Raw genomic sequence first — 22,148 nt, forward strand, 5'->3', positions numbered from 1 at the left:
CGTCCACTCTCCCCACCGCTCCCCCCGGGAACGGTCCCGCACGACCGTACATGCGCGAAGCCCCCCACCGTAGGACGGTGGGGGGCTTCGCGTGGTTGAGAACCGAACCTCAGGAAACCTCAGGGGTTCAGTGCCTCGGGGCGCTCTAGTACCAGTGGTTGGCCTGCCAGAACGACCAGGCCGCGCACGGGCTGCCGTAGCGGCCGCTGTTCATGTAGCTGAGGCCCCACTTGATCTGCGTGGCCGGGTTGGTCTGCCAGTCGGCACCGGCCGAGGACATCTTCGAGCCGGGCAGCGCCTGGACGAGACCGTAGGCACCGGAGGACGGGTTGCTCGCCCGGTAGTTCCAGCTCGACTCGACGTTCACGATGTTGCTGAAGCACTGGAACTGGTCGGCCGGCACGATCTGCCGGGCCATCGCCTGGACCTCGGCAACGGAGTACGAGCCCTGGACGGCGAAGGAGGAGGCGCTGCGGACCTCGGAACGGCTGGCGCGTTCGGCAGCGTCCTTCTTGTCCTGCTCGGCCTTGCGCTCCTTCACCAGCCGGTCCTCGGCCGCCTGCTTCTTCGTCTTGGCGTCCTTGGCGGCCTGGAGGCGGGCCGATTCCTCCGCGGACTTCTTCGCCGTCGCGTCGGCTGCGGACGCCTGGGCGTCGGCCTGCTGCGTCAGGGAAGCGGTCTGCACCTGGGCCTGCTGGCCCGCGGGGATGTCTGCGAGCAGCGTGGTGTCGGCTGCGGTGGCCTCGAAGTTGTTGTCGTCGACAGCAGGGGTACTGCCCGCTGCAACTCCCACGACGGCGCCTACGGTGGTTACCGCTGTGGCAGATGCCACGGCGAACCCCCGGACCGAGATCCGGCTCACACGGTGTCCTTCCAGCATCGCCCGCTTAGGTGACCTCGCGGGCGCAATCGTGCCCCTGACACTGGCCTCCCTACTGCTTGGGTCACGGGAGGCACGGGCCCGGTGGGCGACTCCCCGGAGGAAGCGCCGCGTGGTACTCGCGGGCGGCATACGGACGGCGATTGTTGAGTTGTCTGGTGCGTTGCACCTCTGGTGGTGCGGGTGTGCCGTATGCGGGGCCTGACGGAAGCAAGACTCTGCCGGAACGGGACACCACGAAGCAATTCTCTGTTGCGTGTGAAAGCTCACACCCCGTTTGGAGCACGTGAATTACGGAAATGGCACCGCAACACAGTGCCGCCCGGCTAAGCTCCTTCGCTCGCCGGGCGGCACCAACTGTCCTATCCCGTGTCAGATCTGGCCTTCCTCCAGCATTTCGGTCACCAGTGCGGCGATGGGCGAGCGCTCGGACCGGGTGAGCGTGGTGTGGGCGAAGAGCGGATGACCCTTCAGCTTCTCGACCACGGCGACCACTCCGTCGTACCGGCCGACCCGGAGGTTGTCCCGCTGGGCCACGTCATGCGTGAGCACCACCCGCGAATTCGCCCCGATCCGGGACAACACGGTCAGCAGGACGTTCCGTTCGAGGGACTGGGCCTCGTCGACGATCACGAAGGCGTCGTGGAGGGACCGGCCGCGGATGTGGGTGAGCGGCAGCACCTCCAGCATCCCGCGCCCCAGGACCTCCTCGATGACCTCGCGCCCGGCGACCGCCGAGAGCGTGTCGAAGACCGCCTGGGCCCAGGGGCCCATCTTCTCGGCCTCGGAACCGGGCAGGTAGCCGAGATCCTGCCCGCCGACCGCGTACAGCGGACGGAAGACCATCACCTTCTTGTGCTGCCCCCGCTCCAGCACGGCCTCCAGACCGGCGCAGAGCGCCAGTGCGGACTTGCCGGTGCCGGCCCGGCCGCCCAGCGAGACGATGCCGACGTCCTGGTCGAGCAGCAGATCCAGCGCGATGCGCTGCTCGGCGCTGCGGCCGTGGATACCGAAGGCCTCCCGGTCGCCCCGGACGAGCCGGACGTTGCCCTCCGGCGTCACCCGCCCGAGCGCCTTGCCGCGCTCGGACTGGAGGACCAGCCCGGTGTGCACCGGCAGATCGGCGGCCTCGGGGACGTACAGCGTCTCCTCGGAGAAGAGGAGGTCCACCTGCTCGGCGGAGAGGGACAGCTCGCCCATCCCCGTCCAGCCGGCGTCGGTGATGGCGAGCTCGGCGCGGTACTCCTCGGCGAGGAGACCGACCGACGACGCCTTGATACGGAGCGGCAGGTCCTTGGAGACGACCGTGACGTCGTACCCCTCGGCCTGCAGATTGCGCGCTACCGCGAGAATCCGTGAGTCGTTGTCCCCCAACCGGTAGCCGGCGGGAAGTACGCCGGGATCGGAATGGTTGAGTTCGACGCGCAGCGTCCCGCCCAGATCCCCGAGGGGGATCGGGGCATCCAGCCGGCCGTACCGGACCCGGAAGTCGTCCAGCAGGCGCAGGGCCTGCCGGGCGAAGTACCCGAGCTCCGGATGGTGCCGTTTGGCCTCCAGTTCCGTGACCACGACGATCGGGAGCACTACTTCGTGCTCGTCGAACCGGGACATGGCGTTCGGATCGGCCAGCAGGACGCTGGTGTCGAGAACATAGGTGCGCCTGTCGGGCATGCGGCGCTTTGTGCTGGTCACCACGGAAGGACGTACCCCCTCGGACGAGGTTGGGGTGCGACGGCGTCGCGGAGCATCCCAAAGGGAGAGGACGGACCGGGCTTCGGCCACCTTGCGCGGGCCGAGCGCCGGCCCTCGACGTCAGCCGCACTGTATGTACGGTCCTTCGTGTGCAAAGGGCCTCCCGGGCGAGCGGACTCCATGCCGCTCACTTGGTGACGACATCCGCCTGGTTCCTGACCGGACGTCGACCTGTCAGGGGTATGCCCTCGAACGCGCGAAGCCATGCAGCCCGAGCCGCTCAAGACCGTCCGTCCTCGTGGACGTCACCGGTGCGCAGGGGGCGCCGAGCTGGGCGGAAATGCGGTGTCAGCCCCCGTAGCGGCGGTGCCGGGCCGCGTAGTCGCGCAGGGCCCGCAGGAAGTCGACGCGGCGGAACGCCGGCCAGAAAACCTCGCAGAAGTAGTACTCCGAATGGGCGCTCTGCCAGAGCATGAAGCCCGACAGACGCTGTTCGCCACTGGTCCGGATCACCAGGTCCGGATCGGGCTGGCCCCGGGTGTAGAGGTGCTCGGAGATCAGGTCGGTGGAGACGATCTCGGCCAGGTCCTCGAAGGAGGTGCCCTTGGCGGAGTGGTCGAGCAGCAGCGAGCGCACCGCGTCCGCGATCTCCTGGCGGCCCCCGTAGCCGACGGCGACGTTGACCAGTATTCCGTCGACCCCGATCGTGGCCTGTTCGGCCTCCTTGAGGACCGTCTGGGTGTGCGCGGGCAGCAGGTCGAGCGTGCCGACGTGGTGGACCCGCCAGCGGCCGTCGGCGACGAGGTCGCGCACGGTGTTCTCGATGATGCCGAGGAGCGGGATCAGCTCGGACTCGGGCCGGTCGAAGTTGTCGGTGGAGAGCATCCAGAGGGTGACCACCTCGACGTCGGTCTCACTGCACCAGCCGAGGAGCTCCTTGATCTTGTCCGCGCCCGCCTGGTGGCCCTCCGCGGCCGTGCCGCCCGAGGCCTTCGCCCAGCGCCGGTTCCCGTCGAGGATGACCCCGATGTGCTTGGGCACCTGGGCGTGATCGAGGCGGGCCTCCACCCGGCGGGCGTAGAGCCCGTACACCAGGTCGCGCAAGTTCACTGAGTCCACCTCTCGGTTCCGTGCGGGCCCGCCCGCCGCCTCGCCCGGGGCTGTCCCCCTGGGGATCGTCGCACCGGTAGGGGGCCGATCGCCCCGCCGTGCCGTGGCAGTCCCGAAGCCGCCACATTACTGCGCAGGCGCCGCACCGGCCCAACCCGGCCTGTCACAAGTCCGTGATAAAGAGGGAAACGTGACTGATTCCTCTTCCTATTACCTGGCCGCCGGCACGCGCTACGACTCCATGGAGTACCGGCGCACCGGCCGCAGCGGTCTCAAGCTCCCGGCCGTCTCGCTCGGCCTCTGGCACAACTTCGGCGACGACCGCGCGCTCGACTCGCAGCGCGCCATCCTGCGCCGCGCCTTCGACCTCGGGGTGACCCACTTCGACCTGGCCAACAACTACGGCCCGCCGCCCGGCTCCGCCGAGCTGAACTTCGGGAAGCTCTTCCGGCAGGACTTCGCCCCGTACCGCGACGAGCTGGTGATCTCCACCAAGGCCGGGTACGACATGCACCCCGGCCCCTACGGCGAGTGGGGCTCGCGCAAGTACCTGCTGTCCTCGCTCGACGCCTCGCTGAAGCGGATGGGCCTCGACTACGTCGACATCTTCTACTCGCACCGCTTCGACCCGGACACCCCGCTGGAGGAGACGATGGGGGCCCTGGCCTCCGCCGTGCAGCAGGGCAAGGCGCTGTACGTAGGGGTGTCCTCGTACAACTCCGAGCAGACCGCCGAGGCGGCGCGGCTGCTCAAGGAGATGGGCGTACCGGCCCTGATCCACCAGCCGTCCTACTCGATGATCAACCGCTGGACCGAGGAGGACGGTCTGCTGGACACGCTGGAGGCGGCCGGCATGGGCTGCATCTCCTTCGTGCCGCTCGCCCAGGGGCTGCTGACCAACAAGTACCTGAAGGGCATCCCGGAGGGTTCGCGCGCCACCCAGGGCAAGTCCCTCAACCCGGACCTGCTCTCGGACGAGGTGGTGCGCCGGCTCAACGGCCTGAACGACATCGCGCGCGGGCGCGGTCAGTCGCTGGCCCAGCTGGCCCTCAACTGGGTGCTGCGCGACAGCCGTATGACGTCGGCTCTGATCGGCGCGTCGAGCGTGCGGCAGCTGGAGGAGAACGTCGCGGCGCTGGCCGGTCCGGCTCTGACCGCGGCGGAGCTGAAGGAGATCGACACCTTCGCGGTGGACACCGCCGGGACCAACATCTGGGCCGGACGGGCCTGACAGGCCGGGCGGTCCTGCGGTCCGGCAGGGGGCCGGCGGGGAGGCGGGCCCGCGTCGCGTCAGCGGGCACCGCGGCCCCGTTTGCGCCGGGGCACAAAAAAACGGGCCGGTCCGTGGGGGGGGGTTACGGACCGGCCCGAGGGGGGGTTTCCACCATAACCCTTCGTAAGTGCTGCTGCGTGCATCGCCGCCAAATAATTACTCTCCGAATGTGCGGGGCTCCGTTGTGAGCACGGAATACGGGCCTCCGGCCCCCTCGGACCTGCACGGACGGCCCGGGGCGCCGCCTTGACGCCCGAATCGCCCACGAGACATGCACAGGACGTGCACATTCCGGCTGCGGGCGGCCGCCCGCCCCTGTTCGCGGCCCCGGCCGCAGCCGGTCGTCAGGTCGTGGAGGCCGCGCCCCGGTGGCCCCGGGTGAACCTGATTCCCACGGTGTCCCCGCCGATGACCACGAAGCGGCCGCCCTCGCAGCGGATGACGGCCTCGTGGACCTCACCCCGGTCGTCCCGGCGCTCCTCGGTGCTCAGCACCGTCCAGCCGCCGTCGGGCGGCTGCGGCAGATTCGCCATCGTGGCGAACTCCCACTGGGCGGCCGGCACACACCAGTCGGGGAGGTGCGGCCAGGTGCCGGAGCCGACGTGCAGGGTGCCGTCCGAGGCGCAGGTCAGAAGCACCGACTGGCTGTCGGACAGCAGGAATTCGACGGCCTCGGGCTCCCCCATCCGGCCCTCGGGCCGATAGAACACGCCGAGGACGCCGACGATCCGGGCGCCTCTGAGCCATTCGGCGTTCCCCTGCCGAGGGCCGCTCGTGGCTTCCTCGTCGCTGCCGACCCTCATGGCGTGGCTCCTTCCCCGTGCGCTCAGCGACCAGAGTGCCATCCTTCGGGCGCGGGAAGGGGCTACGCGGGTGAGACCGGCCGTCCGGGTTTGCGGGCCTCGATCAGAAAGCGGGTGGTGTGGGCGACGAACGGGCCCTCGTTCTCGATCAGCCGGTGCAGTGAGGCGAGTTGCGGCCGGTACCGCTCGACGGTGAAGCCCGGCACCATCCAGATCACCTTGCGCAGGAAGTAGACGACGGCGCCGATGTCGAAGAACTCGGTGCGCAGCCGCTCGAACCGCAGGTCGACGACTTCGAGACCGGCCGCCCCGGCGGCGGCGCGGGCCTGCTCCGGATCGCGGCTGCCCCGCACCTGCGGCGGCTGCGGGCCGAGGAAGTACTCGACGAGTTCGAAGACACTTGCGGGGCCGACCTGTTGGGAGAAGTACGTGCCGCCGGGCGTCAGGACCCGGGCGATCTCGTCCCACCAGGTGGTCACCGGATGCCGGCTGACGACGAGGTCGAAGGCCGCGTCGCCGAAGGGCAGCGGCGGCTCGTCCTCGTCCGCGACGACGGCCGCGCCGAGCGGGTGCAGCAGGGCGGTGGCGCGGGCGATGTTCGGCGGCCAGGACTCGGTGGCGACGGTCAGCGGCGGCAGCTTCGGCGCGGCGGCGAGGACCTCACCGCCGCCGGTCTGGATGTCGAGCGCCGCGCCCGCCCGGCCCAGCCGCTCCCCCATGGCACGGGCGTAGCCCCAGGAGGGCCGCTGCTCGGTGGCGCGGCCGTCGAGCCAGGAGAAGTCCCAGCCCGCGACGGAGACGGTGTCCGCCTCGGTGACCAGTGCGTCGAACCGGGCGCTCCGGGCCGCCTCCTGTGCCGACTGTGCGGCCTGGGCCGCGCTGGTGTCTTCGGGTGTTCCGGGCATACGGAGATCGTCTCAGCCGGACCCCGCCGCACGCGACCGTAATAGCGGCGGCGGCGCGGGCGCGGCGTCGCCGGGGCGCGGCGGCCCTCAGGCGGCCAGGCCGCCGAGGAGGATGCCGAGCAGCGCCCCGGCGATCATGAACGGGCCGAACGGGATGCCCGTCGCGCGCCCGGCGCGGCGCATGATCATCAGCGCCAGGCCGTACACCGCGCCGAACAGGAACCCGGCGAAGCCGCCCGCGAACACGACGGCCCAGCCGTACCAGCCGAGTACCACGCCCAGTGAGAGCGCGAGTTTGACGTCTCCGAAGCCCATTCCGTTCGGGTTGACGAGGAAGAGCAGGAGGTAGAAGGCGCCGAGGCCGGCACCGCCGAGCAGCGCGGACAGCCAGGAGCCGCCGTGTTCCGGCAGCAGGGCGGCGATGCCCAGGAGAACGGCGGCCGCCCCGGCGGCAGGCAGCGTCAGCCGGTCCGGCAGCCGGTGGACGCGGTGGTCGACGGCCGCGAGGAGCACGGCGACGGGGACGAGCAGCAGCCACACGGCGAGCTCGGGGCGGAACCCGGTGGTCGCGGCGACCGCGGCGCAGCCGAGGGCGGAGATGACGGGCAGGAGGAGGGCGGGCGCGTACCGAGGTCCGCCCCGGCGCGGCGGCGTGGGGCGGGGGGCCTCCGGGCCGGGGGACGCGCCCGGGTGGGTGTCCGGGGGCGGGTGCGGGCCGGGGGACGGGTGGGTGTCTGGGTGCGGGTGCGGGTGCGGGCCGGGGCGCGGGTGGGTGTCTGGGTGCGGGTGCAGGCCGCGGGGCGTCTGTGTGGACACTGCCGGATCCGCTGTTGCACAGGCCGTGCAGCGCGTGGAGCCGAGCCAGCCGCGGGCCGGGCCGGTGAGCGCGTGGCCGGCCGGGCAGGCGTCGCGCCACGCGTCCTCGGGTTCGACGGAGAACCGGTAGGCGGCGCGCGGGACCAGCAGTCCGGCCGAGGCGCCCCAGAGGGCGGCGACCGCTATCAGCGTGGCGTACACCTCACCGAGCCTAAGGGCTCTCCGGGTGCCCGCAGGGCTCTGTTCCGGCCCGGCGGGCGCGAGTTGGGGCTACCGTCGTGGACATGGCCCAATGGCGCAACGGCAGTGGAACGCTCACGTTCATGGACTCGGAGAGGGCGCGGGAGACGGACATTCCGCTGCGGATCGCGGCCTCGTACCGGCATCGGAGCCGTGGGCTGCTCGGGCAGGACGGCATCGACGGGGCGCTGCTGATCACGCCGTGCGGGAGTGTGCACTCCTTCCGTATGCGGTTCACGATCGATGTGGCCTATCTGGACCGGAAGTTGAAGGTGGTGGCGGTCCGCACGATGAAGCCGGGACGGCTCGGGCTCCCCCGCCTCCGCGCCCGGCACGTGATCGAGGCGGAGGCCGGTGCGATGGCCGGGTGGGGCCTGCGGCCGGGTGTGCGGGTGGCGATCTCGCAGGGCGACGGCTCCCCCGGTGACGGCGCGTGAGCGTGCCGGGCAGGTGATGGCGCTGACGCCCGCCGCCTCATCGGCGGGGGCGCCGACCGCCCGGTTCAGCGAACCCGGTCGTAGACCACGGCCGTCTCCCCCAGCTCACCGGTCTCCTGGTGGCTGGGCTTCCACTTCGAAGCCGGCAGGCCGTCGTCGAACAGGCCCCGGGCGACCTCGGAGGTCACCTAGGGCCTCTCGTTTGGATCATGCCGGGCTCACGGTGTCCGGCACGCACATCTGCGGCGTTGTCGTCGGTCGCCAATGCTCCGCATTGACTCCCTCCTCCGCCTTGCAGCCGCACGCACCGGACACCGCTCCCTGATCCGGCCTGATCCAAACGAAAGACCCTAGGGCACGAACATCCCGAAATCGCTCGGCCCACAAGGGATACGAGTCGTGGCGTACGGAGTACCGCTCAGTGCCGGCCACCCGCCTCACGGCGGGCCGGAGCCGAGCAGCGTCCATGCCCCGTACGCCGCCGAGGCCGAGGCGAGTAGCGCCAGGACCGTCGCCGTACGGGCGGCGGAGCGCAGCCGCAGCAGCGCGACGGCGGGCGGCAGGAGGAGGGGGAACGCGGGCATCATCAGCCGGGGCCGGGAGCCGAAGTAGCCGGAGCCGATCAGCGAGATGACGACGACGGCGATGCCGTACACGAGTACGGGTAGCGGCTGGCGCTGCCGCACGCACAGGTACACCAGCCAGCCGAGACCGGCCAGCGCCACGCACAGCCCGAGCGCCCCCGGCAGCGGAAGGCCGAGGATGAACCCGGCGAGGGCCGCGCCGCCGTCGATGCTGTTGCCCCACTGGGCCTGGACGTCGAAGTAGGCGAACGGGCTGCCTTCGCGCACGGCCACGAACACCACGTACCCGAGCCAGCCCAGCGGCGCGAGGGCCACCCCGGCGAGCATCCGGCCGTTGCGGCGGACGATGCCGTCGGTGGCACCGGCCCGGTACTCGCGTACGAGCGTGACGGCTGCGGTGATCGCCAGGGCGGCGATGAGCGCGGCGGCGGACGGGCGGGTGAGACCGGCCAGTACGGACAGCGCGCCGGCCACGATCCACCGCCGGGTCAGCGCCGCGTACAGCGACCAGGCGGCGAGCGCGGTGAACAGGGTCTCGGTGTACGCCATGGACTGGACGAACGCCGTCGGGTACACCCCCCACAGCGCGGCCAGCACCACCCCCGTCCGGCGTCCGTGGACCCGTGCGCCGACGGCGAAGATCCCCCAGGCCGCGAGGAGACCCGCCACCCACGCGACCAGCAGTCCGGCGCCCGCGACGCCGAGCGGGGTCACCTCCGCGATGCCGCGCTCCAGCGCGGGCAGCAGCGGGAAGAAGGCCAGGTCGGAGTGGATACCGCCGTCGGGCAGGGTGACGGTGTAGACGTACCCGTGCTCCGCGACCCGCTGGTACCAGACGGAGTCCCAGCGCTCGGCGAGCAGGTGGAAGGCGTCCTTCCCCGCTAGGGACGCGGCCGCCCAGAAGACGACGAGCCCGACGATCCGCACGGCCGCGTAGGCGCCGAGCGCCGGGGCCGCCGAGGCGAGCGCGGCCGAGGCGCGGGCCCGGACCCGCCTGTGCTCCTGGGAGGGCTGCGGATGCGGCCGGGAGCGGGTGGCCTGCGGGGAGGGTTCTGCGGACATACGGCCGATTATCGCCGTTCCGGGGTTCCCACCCGTGGCCGCCCCGGTCCGGGCCCCCGCGTCCGGCAGGCCCGGCCCACCCGGCGGGCCCGGCTCACCCGGCGGGGCGGATCCGCGTGAGTCCCGCCGCCAGGGCGGGGCCGAGCTCCTGGGTGAGGCCATGCCCCGGGCTGCCGGGAAAGGGCAGGTACCCCAGGAAGGAGGTCACCACGACCTCGTCGATCCCCGCGATCCCGCGCGTGAACTGCTCCTCCAGGAATCCCAGGGTGCGACGCCACTCCGGGGCGCCGGCCGCTCCGTCCCCGTCCCCGTCCCCGTCCCCGTCCCCATCTCCGTCCGCGTCTCGGTCTCCGTCTGCTTCTGTGTACGCGTGCGCGTGCGCTTCCGCGCCCAGGTAGGACCGTACGGTCTGCCGGGTGACGTCCCAGAAGAAGACGTGCGGCAGCACGGTGTCCTCGTTGAAGACGTGCGCCTCGTACAGAGCCCGGAACCCGGGGACCCGCTCCACCAAATCGGTCACCAGCCGCACGTCCGCGGCCCCGCGCCCTCCCGGTGTCTCAGTCACCCGGGCTCCTTCCGTAGAAGGGCCTGACGGTTCCGGCCAGCTTCCGCTGCACCGAGCGCAGCATCCGGATGGTCGGCTCGTCCGCGAGTCCGGTGGTCGTCGGCCATTCCACGCCGGTGCCCGCGAGATCGCTGACGAAGACGATCTCCGTGGCCAGCAGTACCCGCGCCCAGTCGGCCGGGGCGAGCGGGCGGTCGGCGCCGAGCGCGTCGCGCAGCAGATGGGCCCGGTCGACGAGGTCCTGGGCATCCGCGAACCCCATGCCGACGGCGAGCCGGTCGCCGCACCGGGCCGGGCCGCCCCATTCGAGGAGTGCCCGGCGCAGCAGCCGGGTCTCGTCCTCCGTGAGCAGCTCGCTCGCCGCCGCTCCCCGCTCCCCCGGCATCGAGACGGCCGGGACGGCCCCTCCCGGATGCCGGTCTGCCTCGCGCCCGGTCACCTGCTGGGGACCTCACTGCCGTAGACGACCCAGGGCGCCTGCTCGAAGGAGCCCACCCCGAACAGCTGCGGTTGCATGGAGGCGACCTCGGAGCGCACGGCCAGGGTGTCCGGCCAGCAGTCGAAGTACACCGACCCCTTCACGATGAACCCCCGCCAGTCCGTCGCCGCCGACGCGCCCTCGCGGTCGAGCACGAAGCCGATGCAGAGCACCGAGGCCCTGCCTATCGCCTCCCGTATCGCGCGCACGGCCGCTTCCCGTTCCTCGGGTCCCAGCGCGCCGAGGGCGAACTGCAGCGCGACCGTGCCGTCGTCCGTCCGCCGGACCCGGGTCGGGATCTCGGCTCCGCTGCTCACCCAGAGCAGGAAGTCGACCTGGTCCAGCCGTTGCAGTCCGGCCAGCAGCACCAGCTGATCCCTGGTCACCCATGACTGGGTGCCCGGTGGTTCGGCTCCCGGGCTGACGAGCGTGATGCGCCGCGTGGCCGGGTGTGCGGGACTTACGCCGGCCGCCTCCAGGTCCCCGAGCAGCGATTCCGCGTCGGGGCGGCTCCAGCCCACGTGATACGAGTAGAAGAATCCGTCACTCATGACACCGCACCCCATTTTAAGTGTGGCCACCCGCCCACCCGGACAGGCCGGTTGGCGGTCGACCGCCCTACAGGTCAGGTAGAGCGTGAAGATCCCTGCGCACCGGAGCATGCCCGATCGGCCGCCTGGCGGCGGCAGTTGCGGACGGCTCGCGGTCGGTCGCTCACGAGCCTAGCCAGCCCGGCCGCCGGGTGCATGGGTCCGGGGCCCCACGGCTACTCGCGGATCAGCGCCGCGCCGGGGCCGGAGCGGACGGCCGCGTGGCTCGTCGGCGCCCTCGAAGTGGACGAACTCGCTCTCGGCCCGCGTGCCCGCGGGGCCGGTCTCGCGGCGGCGCTCCTGGACTCCGTCACCGCACCTGCGGTGGACGGTCGTTGCCGGCTGATCACCTCGGCGCGCGCCGGACCGGCGTTGCGCCTCTACCCCGGCTGGGCCGGCAGCCGGCGTTCGTTCCACCGGAGGACTCCGAACCCGTGGCCGTCCTCGGGCTTCGATATGTGGTGGACAGGCCGTCGGTGAGCCATCAGGGTGTACCGCGATGACACGCACCGATTCGCCTCCCGCCTGGGACGAGCGCACACAGCTGACCACTTTCCTCGACTACACCCGAGCGACCGCACTGGCCAAGTGCGAGGGTCTCGCGCAGGAGGATGCCCGTAAGGCACCGCTGCCGGGTTCGCCCCTGATGACGCTCGCGGGCGTGGTCAACCATCTCCGCTGGGTCGAGTACTACTGGTTCGAGGTCGTGTTCCTCGGCGGGGAGGACGAGGGCCCGTGGACCGACGAGGACCCCGACCGCGAGATGCGCATCGCCGTGGACATGCCGCTCGCCGACGTGCTGACGGACTACGAGAAGCAGTGCGTCCGCTACCGGGAGCTCGTCGCCGCCCACGACCTGGACACCCCGGCCAAGCGTCCGCACAGCGACGGCCGCCACCCCGATCTGCGCTGGATCCTGCTGCACCTCGTCGAGGAGACTGCCCGGCACAACGGCCACCTCGACATCATCCGGGAGATCGTCGACGGCAGCACAGGCTCCTGAGAGCCCTCCCGCAGGCGAGTGGCTCCGGGTTGTCCGGGCTGGGCGGGGTCGCAGTCGACGCCAGGTGACTCGCTCAGGGAGTCCGCGCGTCGTGCTCCTCACGGCTGGCGAGGACTTCGTCCATATGGGACTGCGCCCAGCTCCTCAGCCCGCGGGTCAGGTGGTGGAGCGAGAGGCCCAGGTCGGTCAGGGCGTAGGTGACCGTGACGGGGACCGTGGGGGTCGCGGTGCGTAGGAGCAGGCCGTCGCGTTCGAGCGACCGCAGGGTCTGGGTCAGCATCTTCTGGCTGACACCGGCCAGCAGCCGGGAGAGCTCGGAGTAGCGCATCGGCTTCGGAACGTTCGACGCGCCGGCCTGCGCCGGTGCGTCACCGCCCAGCGCGCACAGGATCAGGACGACCCATTTGTTCGAGATCCGGTCGAGGAGCAGGCGGCTGGGGCACACCGCGAGGAAGGCGTTGTAGTCCGCCTTGACCTGCGCTTCCTTGTCGGCCTTCGTCGTCACTGGTCTCGCCTCTCACTCTTTGGGTTCGTTACGCACTTCAGAGTGCCTACTTCCCAGGAGGAAGCAGGTCTCCAATCATGGTGCAAGGGGCGATGGAGATACCACCCCCGACGAGAAGCAGCGAAAGGCACCACGATGGACACGTCCTCCACCTCTCTTCCCGGCGGCACCTGGACGCTGGGTGACTCGGCCGTCACCAGGTTCGGGTACGGCGCGATGCAACTGGCCGGTCCGTGGGTCATGGGGCCGCCCGCCGACCACGACGGCGCCCTCGCCGTCCTGCGCGAGGCCGCCGGCCTGGGGATCACCCACCTCGACACCAGCGACGCCTACGGACCCCGCATCACGAACGAGCTGATCCGCGAAGCGCTGCACCCGTACCCGGAGTCGCTGTTCATCGCCACCAAGGTGGGCGCGACCCGGGACGCCTCGGGCGGGTGGCCCACGGCCCGGCGCCCCGAAGACCTGCGCAAGCAGGTCCACGAGAATCTCGAATCCCTCGGCGTCGAGGCCCTCGACCTGGTCAACATGCGCATGGGCGACGCCCAGGGCCCGCAGCCCGGCTCGATCACCGAACCGTTCGAGACGCTCGCCGGCCTCCAGCAAGAGGGGCTGATCCGCCACCTCGGCGTCAGCAACGTCACTGCGGAACAGGTCGCCGACGCACGCGCCGTAGCCCCGGTCGTGTGCGTGCAGAACATGTACAACCTCGCCCACCGCCACGACGACGGCCTCGTCGACCAGCTCGCCGCCGACGGCATCGCCTACGTGCCGTTCTTCCCGCTGGGAGGGTTCACGCCGCTGCAGTCCGAGGCCCTCTCACGGATCGCGGGCCGGCTGGGGGCGGCGCCGATGCCGGTCGCGCTGGCCTGGCTGCTGCAGCGCTCACCGAACATCCTGCTCATCCCGGGAACCTCCTCCACGGCTCACCTGCGCGAGAACATCGCGGGCGCCGGGCTCTCCCTCTCCGGCGAGGATGTGGCGGAGCTGGACACCATCGGCCGCTGAGCGTCTGCCGGCGCGGGGCCGGACTGCGGTTCGCGAGCGGGCCTAGGTAGCACTGGGCGTGGACGCACCGGGCGGGGAACCACCAGTCGGGGAGCCACCGGGCGCGGCGTCCGTCCCGAAGGCGTCCCCGGTCTCGTCACTCCGGCCACTCCCGTCGGGGCCCTCGTGACCGTCACTCCCGTCGTGACCCTCGTGACCGTCGCGGTTGTCGTCGCCGTCGGTCCGGGGCCCGGTGCCTCCGTGCCGTACCCGGCCCAGCTCCACGTTGAACTGGGCGCCGGTCAGCAGGGCCAGGTTGGTGAACCACACCCAGATCAGGAACACCACCAGTCCCGCCAGCGACCCGTACAACCGGCTGTAGGAGCCGATGTACGTCGCGTACAGCGCGAATCCGGCCGAGGCCGCCAGCCACAGGAGGGCCGCCAGCATTCCTCCCGGCAGTGCGCGGCGCGAGCCGCGCGCCGATGCGGGACCGGTCCGGAAGAGGACCGTGATCAGGCAGGCGACCAGGCAGAGCAGCACGGGCCACTTCAGCACCTCCCACACCGCGTCCCCCAGATGAGCCAGGCCGATCCGGTGCCCGAGCCAACGGGCCAGCGGGCCGGAGAGCACGAGGGCGAACGCGCTGGCCATCAGGAGCAGCAGCAGCCCGATCGCCGTCGCCACGATGATGTGGGCCTTGCGCAGGGCGGGCCGGGTGTCCCGGACCCCGTGCATCGCGTGCAGCGCCCGCCGGAACACCGCCAGATAGCTGGAGGCGGACCAGACCGCGCTGAGGGTCCCGGTCGCGACCAGCAGCCATACCGCCGTCCGCTGCTCCGTGGCCGCCACGAGGGGCTGGCGCAGCGCTGCGCCGGACTCCGCCGGCGCGAAGGCCGTGATGTCCGCGATCAGCGCGTCGGTGGCCCGGGGATTGGCCAGCCCGATGACGGACACCGTGACCAGGAGCGCCGGGAGCAGCGCGAGGATGGCGTAATACGTCAGGGCCGCCGCCCAGTCCGAAAGGTCGTCGTTCCACAGGGAGACGGGCGTGCGCCGCAGCGCGACGGACCAGCGCCGCGCGGGCCCGGGATGCCCGGCGGCCCGGGACGGCGCCCCGGTGGCGGTGTCGCTGATCTTGCTGAACACGGATGAGTCTCCGGAAACGTAGGAGGCGTACGGAGCTTAGGAGGGTGGGCAGGCACAGCCGGGGCGCCTCCCGCCGCGCGGACGCGGGGGGACGCGGGAGACGCCCTGTGCTGCCTATCCTCTTCTGCTCCGGTTTACCGCCGATACTCCGGTGGCCCCGCTCGCTCCCTCTCGCTCCCGCTCACTCCCGTTCGGCTCAGCGGTGGCCGAGGCCGCGCCTGTCGCTCTCCTCCGCGACCCAGCGCGCGAGGGCGGTCAGGGTCGTCTCGGCACTGTCCGCCATGTGCGCGAGCAGCGCGTCCAGCTCCGCGCGGGTGGTGCCCAGCACGGGGTCCAGCCGCAGCAGCTGCCAGGACTGTTCCGCGACGGTGCCGGTTCCGAGCGGGCGGAAGGTCCAGCGCCACCGGACGACCTCCTCGACGACGAAGGAGAACGTGTCGCCGGGCTCGGCCTCCAGCACCTGTGAGCGGCTGGTCCACTCGCGGTCGCCGCGCCGGTTGCGTCCGCCGAACCGGGCTCCGGGGTACGGGCCGCAGCCGGCGTCGTAGCGCACCTCGCTCGCGCTCGGGCTCCAGGTGCCGATCATCCGCACGTCGCTCACGAGGTCGTAGGCGCGCGAGGGCGTGGTGGCGATCCATGCCTTCCTGGTGAAGCGGTAGTCCTCCGGGCCGGGTTGTCCGAGTTCGGTGGGGTGTGCGGTGCGGTCGGGAACGGTGGTGCTCATGGCGCCTCCCTGGGCAGGGGCCCGGCGGTCGCCGGGCCCCGTCGCGGCGGTCCGTCAGTGGTGGTCGTGGATACGGGCGGTGAGCAGGTTGGGGTCCTGGCCGGTGAGGTACGCGGCCGAGGTCACGTACGCGGTGTCGCCGCGCACGGCAACGGCCGTGGGGTTCTGCAGCCCGTCCCGGGCGCTGAGGACGATGGTGTGGGTGCCGTCGGGCTCGATCAAAGCGACCTCGTCGGTCTGGTTGAGGGCGGCGAGGATCCGGTCGCCGCGTCCGGTGAAGGTGAAGTCGTCGATTCCGGGCAGCTGCTCGGCCACGACCCGGGCGGGCCCCGCCGTGCCGTTCCTTCGCACCGGGTACCGCAGGACGGTGCCGCGGTCCAGGTTGGACACCCAGACCGCGCCGTTGTGCACCTTCAGCCCGTTGGCGCCGAGGAAGTTGTCCGGGGCCAGCTCGGCACCGTCGGCCCAGACCGTCGCACGGCCGCCGGCCACCGGTACGCGCCAGATGACGCCCCGGACCGAGTCGGTGACGTAGAGACGGCCGGAGTCCAGCGCCAGCCCGTTGGGCAGGCCGTCGGCCGGCAGTGCGGCGATGCGTTCCGGGTGGCCGCCGGGGGTGAGCCGCCAGACGCCGGTGAGGTCGTCGGTGCCCGTGGCGTACAGGAAGTACAGCGTGCCGTGCGCGTCCCTGACCAGGCCCGTGACCAGTGAGAAGCCGAGCGCCGGGGTGTGCACGCCGTCATCGGCCGGTACGGGCAGGGTCGCCAGCACCCGCACCCTGCCGTCGCGGGTCACCTGGGTGATCCGGCCCGCCTTGGAGAGGGACAGATCGAGGTCGCCGTCGGGCTCCGCGACGATGTTCTCCGGCATCTGCCCGGCGTCCAGGTCGAAGTGCTCGGTGATCCGGGCGTGCGACAGGGGCGCGGTGGAGGCCGTCGCCGAGCCTGCCCAGCCGACGGTGAGGGTGACCGTCGCGATGGCGACGGCCAGTGCGTTGCGTGCGGACTTCGTGGACTTCGCTGACTTCGCTGACTTCGCTGACACGTTGATTCCTTGCGTGGTGGGGTGTGGACGAGCGGGATGGGGTGTTGACGAGCGGGATGGGGTGGACGAGCGGGATGCGTACGGGGCCCGGTCCTGTCGTCCGTCGGCCGGGCCGGCTCGTGGCCCCACTGTGTGTCCGGGCCGCGGTGGGCAACCAGCCCCGGCTCTGCCTATCCCTGGCAGGGGCAGGCTGCGCGGGGTCCTGACCCCGGATACTCGGAGCCATGGACGCTCACGGACAGCTCGGCGCCTTCCTCCAGGCGCGGCGGGCGCAGTTGCAGCCTCAGGACGTCGGCCTGCCGACCTACGGGGACCGCCGCCGGGTGCCGGGACTGCGGCGTGAGGAGCTGGCCCTGCTGGCGGGTGTCAGCGCCTCCTACTACACCCGCCTCGAACAGGGGGCCTCCTGCCACGCCTCCGTCGAGGTGCTGGACGCGATCGCCCGCGCCCTGCGTCTGGAGGAGACCGAACGGCTGCACCTGCGCGACCTGGCCACCGCCTGCCGGCACCGGGTCACGGCCCGGCGCCCCCCGGCCGAGCGACCGGCCCAGGCCGTGCGCGACCTGGTGCGGTCCCTGGGCGAGGTGCCCGTCGTGGTGACCGGGCGGCGCAGCGACGTACTGGCCTGGAACGCCGCGGGGCACGCGCTGCTGGCCGGGCATGTGGACCCGGCCGGTCCCGAACGCCCGGCGGACCGGCCGAACATGGCGCGCCTGGTCTTCCTGGACGCCCACATCCGTGAGCTGTACGTCGACTGGACGGCGAAGGCCCGAGCCGTGGTCGGCAATCTGCGACTGGTCGCCGGGCGGCACCCGCAGGACGCCCGGCTGACCGCGCTCATCGGCGAACTCACCACACAGAGTTCCGAGTTCGCGGGCATGTGGGCCGATCACCGGGTGCGGGCCTGCGACAGTGCCGAGTACGAGCTGCGGCATCCGCTCGTCGGCTCCCTGACGGTCACCCAGCAGACACTGACGGCGCCGTCCGAACCCGAGCAGTCCCTGGTCATGGTGACCACCGCCGCCGGATCGGCCTCCGAGGCCGCGCTGAAACTCCTCGTGCAGGCCACGACGGCCGGGGCGGGGACCGGGGGGCCGGCCTCGCGCCCGTCGGACTTCAGCGCCCCCGGTAGTGGTCAGCGACGGCGGTGAACGCGGCCTTCGGCTCCCACGGCAGCCCCGGCCCGCCCGCGTCGAGGCGGTCCTCGTACACCTTGACGATGCCGTAGCCGGCCAGGTCCAGATCGTCACGGGGGTCGCCGTCGGGGCGGTGCACGTGGTCGTACTGCGCGAAGGTAAACACGAAGGCGCTGTCGACGCCCCCGGCCCCGAAGACCTCCAGCAGTTCACGCAGGTACGCGGCCTGCCCGGCCTCGTCGCGGGCGTACTCACCCTTCAGCCGGACGGGGCGGGCGTCCTCCCCGTACTCGACGATCTCCAGCCCCTCCGCACCCCGGTCCCCCGCGCCCCGGTATCCGGCCGAACCGAACTCGGTGATCGCGACCGGCTTCCCCTGCGCCACGAGGTCCCGGACGCCGTCGGCGAACCGGCCGGCTGTCGCGGCGGACCGGTAGAGGTCCAGGGAGACGATGTCGAAGGGCGCCCAGTCGACGCGTTCGAGCGGCACGGCGGCGTAGGTGACCCTGCCGCCGAAGCGCTCGCGGACGAGCGCCGCGGCCCGGCCGAGGAACTCGTTGACCCGAGTGCTCAGCTCCCCGAGGTGCTCACGCAGGAAGTCGGGCCTGCGCAGCGCGGCGACCCGCTCGCCGAGGCTCTCACCGGGCAGGAACCCCTCGTTCATCAGGCTCAGTTCGGCACCGCAGACGAACACCACCTCCGCTCCCCGCAGCCGGAGCCGTTCCGCCCGCTCGGCGCAGTCGGCGAAGAGCGACAGCATCTCGCCGGCGGCCAGTTCGAGCGGATACGGGGAGAACCAGACCTCCAGGCCGAGGTCTGCGGCGTACGCCGCCGCGAGCTCCACCCGGTCCGGATCACCGCCCATGACCCGGACCGCGTTGCAGTGCAGTTCGTCCCGAATGACGCGCAGCTCGCGCTCGACCGTCACCGGGTCGAAGGACGCCCGGGACGTCACTCCGTTCCTGACGAAGCCGGTGTCGTAACTGATCCCTCTGGCCCGCATGCGTCGCTCCCCCGTCACTCTTCCTGACACTTACGGTACCGAACGTACCCTATTTGCGGCTGCGCTGGAACGGCAAGCAAAATGGGAGGGTACGAGCGGTACCGTCAGCGGGAGGCGCGATGGCAGAGGACGCGGCGGGGCAGCCGGTCGCCGGGCAGACCCGGCGACGCGGAGCCGTCCTGGAGGAGGCGATCCTGCGTGCCGCGGCGGCCGAGCTGACCGAATCGGGATACGCCGCCCTGACCATGGACCGGGTCGCCGCCCGTGCGGGCACCAACAAGAACGCCATCTACCGCCGCTGGCCGAACCGGCTCGCCCTCGGCATCGCCGCCTACCGGCAGTTGTCCACGACGATCCAACCGCCCGACACCGGCTCACTGCGCGGCGACGTCCTGGAGCTGCTGCGCCGGGCCAACCGCAACTGGAGCTCGCCGTTCGGCACGATCCTGCGCGAGCTGATCTCCGCGGCGGGCGGCGCGTCCGAACTCCTGGCGCAGCTCCAGGACCAGTCCGGCGATTCCGCGGCCGCCCCCTGGCTGACGGTCCTGGGCCGCGCGGTGGCCCGGGGCGAGGCCTCCCCGGAGGCGCTGCACCCCAGGGTCGCCACCGTGGCCATGGTGCTGCTGCGCAACGAGTTCGTCGTACGCGGGGTCCCGGCCGCACCGGACGACGTCCTCGTCGAAATCGTCGACGAGGTGTACCTGCCGCTGGTGCGGCGACGGGACCCGGCGACGCCGGACTGACCCGAGGCCTCGGGTCACGGCACCTCACATCAGCCCGCGTCAGCCCGCGTCAGCTCCCGCCTCCTCCCGTCAGCTCGCGTTCGCGGGAGGGACCGGCGGCCAGGGCACGTCGGCCAGGAGGGGGACGATCGTCTCCTCCTCGTAGTCGAGGTGGGCGTTCAGCTCCGCCGACATCCGCGCCAACTCGGCTCGGAAGCTGTCCGGTTCGGCGATCGCGATACCGGCGAGCAGCTCCACCAGCGCCGCCTGGATCCGGGCCACGGTGCGGTGTTCCGCGTCGAGCCGGGCGAAGGTGTCACCCAGGTCGGGGTGGTACCGCGCGATCCCGGGAAACAGGTGCCCGTCCTCGCTGGTGTGGTGGAACTCAAGGGCCTGGCAGAACGCCAGGCAGCGCTGCCTGATCTGCAGCCCGAGGCCCGGCGCCGGCGGCCGGCCCGGCCCCTGGTGGGTCGCACGCTCGGCGAAGTGGGCGTCCGCCTCGGCCGCCACCTGCCGCAACTGGCCGCGAAGCCAGGTGTGGACCTCCATGACCTTGTCGGCCAGGGTGCGGACCTCGCCGGGCCGCCACCCGTCGGGGTCGGCGCGCTCCAGCACGACGACGGGCAGCACCCGGTCGGTCCGGGCCTGGTAGTCGCCGTACCCGGGGGCGGACTCCACGGCGTGCGCGAACAGTTCGTCGCGCCGGTCACCCTCGGCGGGGACCGCGAGGGCCTGGAAGGTGCTGGTGCCGATCTCCACCCGGACCACCGGGTGGGCGAGCAGGTTGTGGTACCAGGCGGGGTGGCTCGGCGCGCCGAGATTGGAGCCGACGAGCAGGATCAGCTCGCCGTGGCGGACGTAGCCGAGCGGGGTGGTCCGCTCGGCCCCCGACCTGGCGCCGGTGGTCGTCAACAGGAGGAGGTCGCCGCCCGCGAAGGGGCCGCCGACCTTTCCCCCGTTGGCGCGGAACTCCTCGATGATCGTTTCGTTGAAGGACGTGGGCATACGGATGCGTGTCTCCGGAGCTTCGGTGATGTCCGCAGTGGCTGCGGGTCATGGTGTGTGGTGACGTGCCCAGGACGAAGCGACCGCGCAGCCTCCCGAACGGGGCGCGCGGGTGCGCCGGGCGGAACGGGAGGGTTGAGTGTGCGCGGCTTCGCCGCGTCAGCCGCAGGGCGCGGAGTGAGAACTCATGACGGACCCCTGGGTGAAGGGTGCTCGCCCGATCACCGGCCGGCCCACTGCTCTTTGGCCGGCGTCACGCGACACCGCCTCCATTACACGTATCCGCCCGCCGCGTGTCAACGCGGCCCTCTGCCGTCGAGCGGCTTCACCCGACGCCGAAGCTCACGCACCGCCCGGCACGGGAGGGCGTGCCTGGCGACGGTTCAGCGGCCGGCTCCTCGTACGGGGACCAGTTGCCCGCCTCGTCGTCCCCTTCCTCGAACCATCCACTTCATGCGGGCCCTCGCAGTGGGGCCACGGCCCGTCGGCGCCGCGGGGCGGGGGCGCAGCCGGGCCGCCGTGCGTGCCGGCGGAACCAGCGCGGGGAAGACCGCGGCACCATCGGTCGGCCGTGGCGGAGCGACAGGCGTGACATCCATGGCATCGATCCTGCCAACCCCCCTGAAAGCCGCCGGGCGCGTACCGCCTCAGCGAGGCAGCACCACCCAGGACTTGTTGCCGAGCCGCTCCCGCTGCGGAGCCTCGCACGTCCCCCACTCGCCTCCCCAGTCGTCCACGACGGCGGCCAGCATCCAGAGCGCACGCCGCCGCCGCACCTCGCAGAGCGCGGCCGTGTCCGGTTCGGCATGGTGCGGGTGCTGGTCCCAGACGAGGAGGCGGACCGCGTCGTCGCGCCGGCGCAGCGACACGTACAGCTCCCGGCCCGGAGTCATCCGCGCGCTCACCGCGAGGAGTTCGGACACGGCGTGCGTCGCTGGCCAGACGTACGGGGCGAGCCCATGAGCCTCCAGGGCCGCGCCGACGGCCGTCCGGCCGATGACCGCGCTGCGGGGGCTGCCGGGCAGCGTGAGGCTGAGGCTCAGCGCGAGCCCGGCCCCGTCACGCCCGGCGCGACTCCTCGGGCGCAGGTAGGGCCCCGGGCCCTGGTCCGCTGGGGCGAGGGCCGGACAGAGTGCGGCGAGTGGGGATGAGTACACGTTTGACTCCCCTTTTACGGGTGCGAGTTGGTGGCGTCTCTCTTCCTCATGGGTGCGCACGAATGGCTTGCGCCTTACGGACGAACAGTGGCCTGTCTCCCTGGCGCGGCCCCGCCCTTCCCAGGGAAGGAGGTAGCGGGCAGGCCCGCGCGATGCACTTCCGGCTCGTCGCTGCGTAAGCGGTGCGTTACCGAATGTAGCGCGCCAGGGGCCATATTGGCCACCAAGGTCGGAAAAAATGCCCCTCGCACACTCAAGCCGTCATCTACACGGCAGAC

25 protein-coding genes are annotated in these 22,148 nt (G+C 71.9%); 7 read left to right on the forward strand and 18 right to left on the reverse strand.

The features are described 5' to 3' along the window. Positions 1–145 precede the first annotated feature (145 nt). From EDD93_RS03960 to EDD93_RS03970, 3 genes are all read right to left on the reverse strand, one after another. Positions 146–862, reverse strand: coding sequence for a transglycosylase SLT domain-containing protein (locus EDD93_RS03960; RefSeq protein ID WP_123523847.1), 717 nt, complete (start codon positions 860–862; stop codon positions 146–148). A 390-nt stretch (positions 863–1,252) separates the two neighbouring features. Continuing rightward, the gene (locus EDD93_RS03965) at positions 1,253–2,575 is read right to left on the reverse strand and encodes a PhoH family protein (RefSeq protein ID WP_024492152.1); all 1,323 of its coding nucleotides are present in this window, start codon (positions 2,573–2,575) and stop codon (positions 1,253–1,255) included. A gap of 345 nt (positions 2,576–2,920) precedes the next feature. Next, on the reverse strand, positions 2,921–3,682 hold the full coding sequence (locus EDD93_RS03970) for an isoprenyl transferase (protein WP_024492153.1): 762 nt from the start codon (positions 3,680–3,682) through the stop codon (positions 2,921–2,923). Positions 3,683–3,872: 190 nt separating this feature from the next. Between EDD93_RS03970 and mgrA the strand changes: the two genes are divergently transcribed. Next, entirely contained in the window at positions 3,873–4,913 is a 1,041-nt protein-coding gene (mgrA, locus tag EDD93_RS03975; RefSeq protein WP_123523848.1) for an L-glyceraldehyde 3-phosphate reductase, read from the forward strand. Between the two features lie 386 nt (positions 4,914–5,299). Here mgrA and EDD93_RS03980 read toward each other — a convergent pair whose 3' ends face one another. The 3 genes from EDD93_RS03980 to EDD93_RS03990 all read right to left on the reverse strand — a co-directional run bounded on the left by EDD93_RS03980 (position 5,300) and on the right by EDD93_RS03990 (position 7,680). After that, on the reverse strand, positions 5,300–5,758 hold the full coding sequence (locus tag EDD93_RS03980; protein WP_123523849.1) for a hypothetical protein: 459 nt from the start codon (positions 5,756–5,758) through the stop codon (positions 5,300–5,302). Positions 5,759–5,820: 62 nt separating this feature from the next. Then, on the reverse strand, positions 5,821–6,663 hold the full coding sequence (locus tag EDD93_RS03985) for a class I SAM-dependent methyltransferase (protein WP_123523850.1): 843 nt from the start codon (positions 6,661–6,663) through the stop codon (positions 5,821–5,823). Positions 6,664–6,750: 87 nt separating this feature from the next. Continuing rightward, entirely contained in the window at positions 6,751–7,680 is a 930-nt protein-coding gene (locus EDD93_RS03990; protein WP_123523851.1) for an A24 family peptidase, read from the reverse strand. An 83-nt stretch (positions 7,681–7,763) separates the two neighbouring features. Between EDD93_RS03990 and EDD93_RS03995 the strand changes: the two genes are divergently transcribed. Further along, a complete protein-coding gene (locus EDD93_RS03995) occupies positions 7,764–8,156 on the forward strand; it encodes a DUF192 domain-containing protein (protein WP_123527571.1) in 393 nt (130 codons plus the stop codon). A gap of 65 nt (positions 8,157–8,221) precedes the next feature. Here the strand turns inward: EDD93_RS03995 and EDD93_RS04000 are convergent, their stop codons facing one another. The 5 genes from EDD93_RS04000 to EDD93_RS04025 all read right to left on the reverse strand — a co-directional run bounded on the left by EDD93_RS04000 (position 8,222) and on the right by EDD93_RS04025 (position 11,396). Next, positions 8,222–8,344 (reverse strand): hypothetical protein, encoded by a 123-nt coding sequence (locus EDD93_RS04000; protein WP_260255614.1) that lies wholly within the window; start codon positions 8,342–8,344, stop codon positions 8,222–8,224. Positions 8,345–8,593: 249 nt separating this feature from the next. Continuing rightward, complete coding sequence (locus tag EDD93_RS04010; RefSeq protein WP_123523852.1) at positions 8,594–9,802, reverse strand: glycosyltransferase family 39 protein; 1,209 nt, start codon at positions 9,800–9,802, stop codon at positions 8,594–8,596. A 94-nt stretch (positions 9,803–9,896) separates the two neighbouring features. After that, positions 9,897–10,367 (reverse strand): hypothetical protein, encoded by a 471-nt coding sequence (locus EDD93_RS04015; RefSeq protein ID WP_123523853.1) that lies wholly within the window; start codon positions 10,365–10,367, stop codon positions 9,897–9,899. Next, the gene (locus EDD93_RS04020; protein WP_260255615.1) at positions 10,360–10,806 is read right to left on the reverse strand and encodes a hypothetical protein; all 447 of its coding nucleotides are present in this window, start codon (positions 10,804–10,806) and stop codon (positions 10,360–10,362) included. Before EDD93_RS04020 ends, EDD93_RS04015 begins: the two co-directional genes overlap by 8 nt. Further along, complete coding sequence (locus EDD93_RS04025; protein ID WP_123523854.1) at positions 10,803–11,396, reverse strand: hypothetical protein; 594 nt, start codon at positions 11,394–11,396, stop codon at positions 10,803–10,805. The genes EDD93_RS04020 and EDD93_RS04025 overlap by 4 nt, the downstream gene beginning before the upstream one ends. A 195-nt stretch (positions 11,397–11,591) precedes the next feature. On the opposite strand from EDD93_RS04025, the gene EDD93_RS40680 reads away from it, so the two are divergent. Both EDD93_RS40680 and EDD93_RS04035 read left to right on the forward strand, forming a co-directional pair. Then, positions 11,592–11,915, forward strand: coding sequence for a hypothetical protein (locus tag EDD93_RS40680; RefSeq protein ID WP_311318300.1), 324 nt, complete (start codon positions 11,592–11,594; stop codon positions 11,913–11,915). 19 nt (positions 11,916–11,934) lie between these two features. After that, positions 11,935–12,438: a DinB family protein gene (locus EDD93_RS04035; RefSeq protein ID WP_123523855.1), complete on the forward strand. Its 504-nt coding sequence runs from the start codon at positions 11,935–11,937 to the stop codon at positions 12,436–12,438. 73 nt (positions 12,439–12,511) lie between these two features. Here the strand turns inward: EDD93_RS04035 and EDD93_RS04040 are convergent, their stop codons facing one another. Continuing rightward, on the reverse strand, positions 12,512–12,943 hold the full coding sequence (locus EDD93_RS04040) for a helix-turn-helix domain-containing protein (protein ID WP_123523856.1): 432 nt from the start codon (positions 12,941–12,943) through the stop codon (positions 12,512–12,514). A 135-nt stretch (positions 12,944–13,078) separates the two neighbouring features. On the opposite strand from EDD93_RS04040, the gene EDD93_RS04045 reads away from it, so the two are divergent. Beyond that, a complete protein-coding gene (locus EDD93_RS04045) occupies positions 13,079–13,951 on the forward strand; it encodes an aldo/keto reductase family oxidoreductase (protein WP_123523857.1) in 873 nt (290 codons plus the stop codon). A gap of 42 nt (positions 13,952–13,993) precedes the next feature. On the opposite strand, the gene EDD93_RS04050 is transcribed toward EDD93_RS04045, so the two are convergent. The 3 genes from EDD93_RS04050 to EDD93_RS04060 all read right to left on the reverse strand — a co-directional run bounded on the left by EDD93_RS04050 (position 13,994) and on the right by EDD93_RS04060 (position 16,847). Continuing rightward, positions 13,994–15,067, reverse strand: a complete 1,074-nt coding sequence (locus tag EDD93_RS04050) for a YihY/virulence factor BrkB family protein (RefSeq protein ID WP_260255882.1) — start codon at positions 15,065–15,067, stop codon at positions 13,994–13,996. A gap of 208 nt (positions 15,068–15,275) precedes the next feature. Next, positions 15,276–15,803, reverse strand: coding sequence for an SRPBCC family protein (locus EDD93_RS04055; RefSeq protein ID WP_123523858.1), 528 nt, complete (start codon positions 15,801–15,803; stop codon positions 15,276–15,278). 54 nt (positions 15,804–15,857) lie between these two features. Beyond that, positions 15,858–16,847, reverse strand: a complete 990-nt coding sequence (locus EDD93_RS04060) for an SMP-30/gluconolactonase/LRE family protein (RefSeq protein ID WP_123523859.1) — start codon at positions 16,845–16,847, stop codon at positions 15,858–15,860. A gap of 224 nt (positions 16,848–17,071) precedes the next feature. On the opposite strand from EDD93_RS04060, the gene EDD93_RS04065 reads away from it, so the two are divergent. Continuing rightward, positions 17,072–17,998 carry a helix-turn-helix domain-containing protein gene (locus EDD93_RS04065; protein WP_123523860.1) on the forward strand — a complete coding sequence of 309 codons (927 nt, stop codon included), beginning with the start codon at positions 17,072–17,074 and terminating at the stop codon, positions 17,996–17,998. On the opposite strand, the gene EDD93_RS04070 is transcribed toward EDD93_RS04065, so the two are convergent. Further along, on the reverse strand, positions 17,964–18,986 hold the full coding sequence (locus EDD93_RS04070; RefSeq protein ID WP_123523861.1) for a hypothetical protein: 1,023 nt from the start codon (positions 18,984–18,986) through the stop codon (positions 17,964–17,966). The genes EDD93_RS04065 and EDD93_RS04070 overlap by 35 nt on opposite strands. 119 nt (positions 18,987–19,105) lie before the next feature. Here EDD93_RS04070 and EDD93_RS04075 point away from each other — a divergent pair, with 119 nt between their 5' ends. Further along, positions 19,106–19,729: a TetR/AcrR family transcriptional regulator gene (locus EDD93_RS04075; RefSeq protein ID WP_123523862.1), complete on the forward strand. Its 624-nt coding sequence runs from the start codon at positions 19,106–19,108 to the stop codon at positions 19,727–19,729. Positions 19,730–19,798: 69 nt separating this feature from the next. Here the strand turns inward: EDD93_RS04075 and EDD93_RS04080 are convergent, their stop codons facing one another. Next, complete coding sequence (locus EDD93_RS04080) at positions 19,799–20,713, reverse strand: nitroreductase/quinone reductase family protein (RefSeq protein ID WP_123523863.1); 915 nt, start codon at positions 20,711–20,713, stop codon at positions 19,799–19,801. 647 nt (positions 20,714–21,360) lie between these two features. Then, positions 21,361–21,870, reverse strand: a complete 510-nt coding sequence (locus EDD93_RS04090; RefSeq protein WP_123523865.1) for an ATP-binding protein — start codon at positions 21,868–21,870, stop codon at positions 21,361–21,363. Between the last annotated feature and the right edge of the window lie 278 nt (positions 21,871–22,148).

Source organism: Streptomyces sp. 840.1 (genome assembly GCF_003751445.1).
Lineage (GTDB): Bacteria > Actinomycetota > Actinomycetes > Streptomycetales > Streptomycetaceae > Streptomyces.

Excerpts from the sequence above, each read along its gene's own strand:
- EDD93_RS03980 (WP_123523849.1), bottom strand. The coding sequence starts at position 5,758 with ATGAGGGTCGGCAGCGACGAGGAAGCCACGAGCGGCCCTCGGCAGGGG.
- EDD93_RS03985 (WP_123523850.1), bottom strand. The coding sequence starts at position 6,663 with ATGCCCGGAACACCCGAAGACACCAGCGCGGCCCAGGCCGCACAGTCG.
- EDD93_RS03995 (WP_123527571.1), top strand. The coding sequence starts at position 7,764 with ATGGCCCAATGGCGCAACGGCAGTGGAACGCTCACGTTCATGGACTCG.
- EDD93_RS04010 (WP_123523852.1), bottom strand. The coding sequence starts at position 9,802 with ATGTCCGCAGAACCCTCCCCGCAGGCCACCCGCTCCCGGCCGCATCCG.
- EDD93_RS04025 (WP_123523854.1), bottom strand. The coding sequence starts at position 11,396 with ATGAGTGACGGATTCTTCTACTCGTATCACGTGGGCTGGAGCCGCCCC.
- EDD93_RS40680 (WP_311318300.1), top strand. The coding sequence starts at position 11,592 with ATGGGTCCGGGGCCCCACGGCTACTCGCGGATCAGCGCCGCGCCGGGG.
- EDD93_RS04035 (WP_123523855.1), top strand. The coding sequence starts at position 11,935 with ATGACACGCACCGATTCGCCTCCCGCCTGGGACGAGCGCACACAGCTG.
- EDD93_RS04045 (WP_123523857.1), top strand. The coding sequence starts at position 13,079 with ATGGACACGTCCTCCACCTCTCTTCCCGGCGGCACCTGGACGCTGGGT.
- EDD93_RS04055 (WP_123523858.1), bottom strand. The coding sequence starts at position 15,803 with ATGAGCACCACCGTTCCCGACCGCACCGCACACCCCACCGAACTCGGA.
- EDD93_RS04065 (WP_123523860.1), top strand. The coding sequence starts at position 17,072 with ATGGACGCTCACGGACAGCTCGGCGCCTTCCTCCAGGCGCGGCGGGCG.
- EDD93_RS04070 (WP_123523861.1), bottom strand. The coding sequence starts at position 18,986 with ATGCGGGCCAGAGGGATCAGTTACGACACCGGCTTCGTCAGGAACGGA.
- EDD93_RS04075 (WP_123523862.1), top strand. The coding sequence starts at position 19,106 with ATGGCAGAGGACGCGGCGGGGCAGCCGGTCGCCGGGCAGACCCGGCGA.
- EDD93_RS04080 (WP_123523863.1), bottom strand. The coding sequence starts at position 20,713 with ATGCCCACGTCCTTCAACGAAACGATCATCGAGGAGTTCCGCGCCAAC.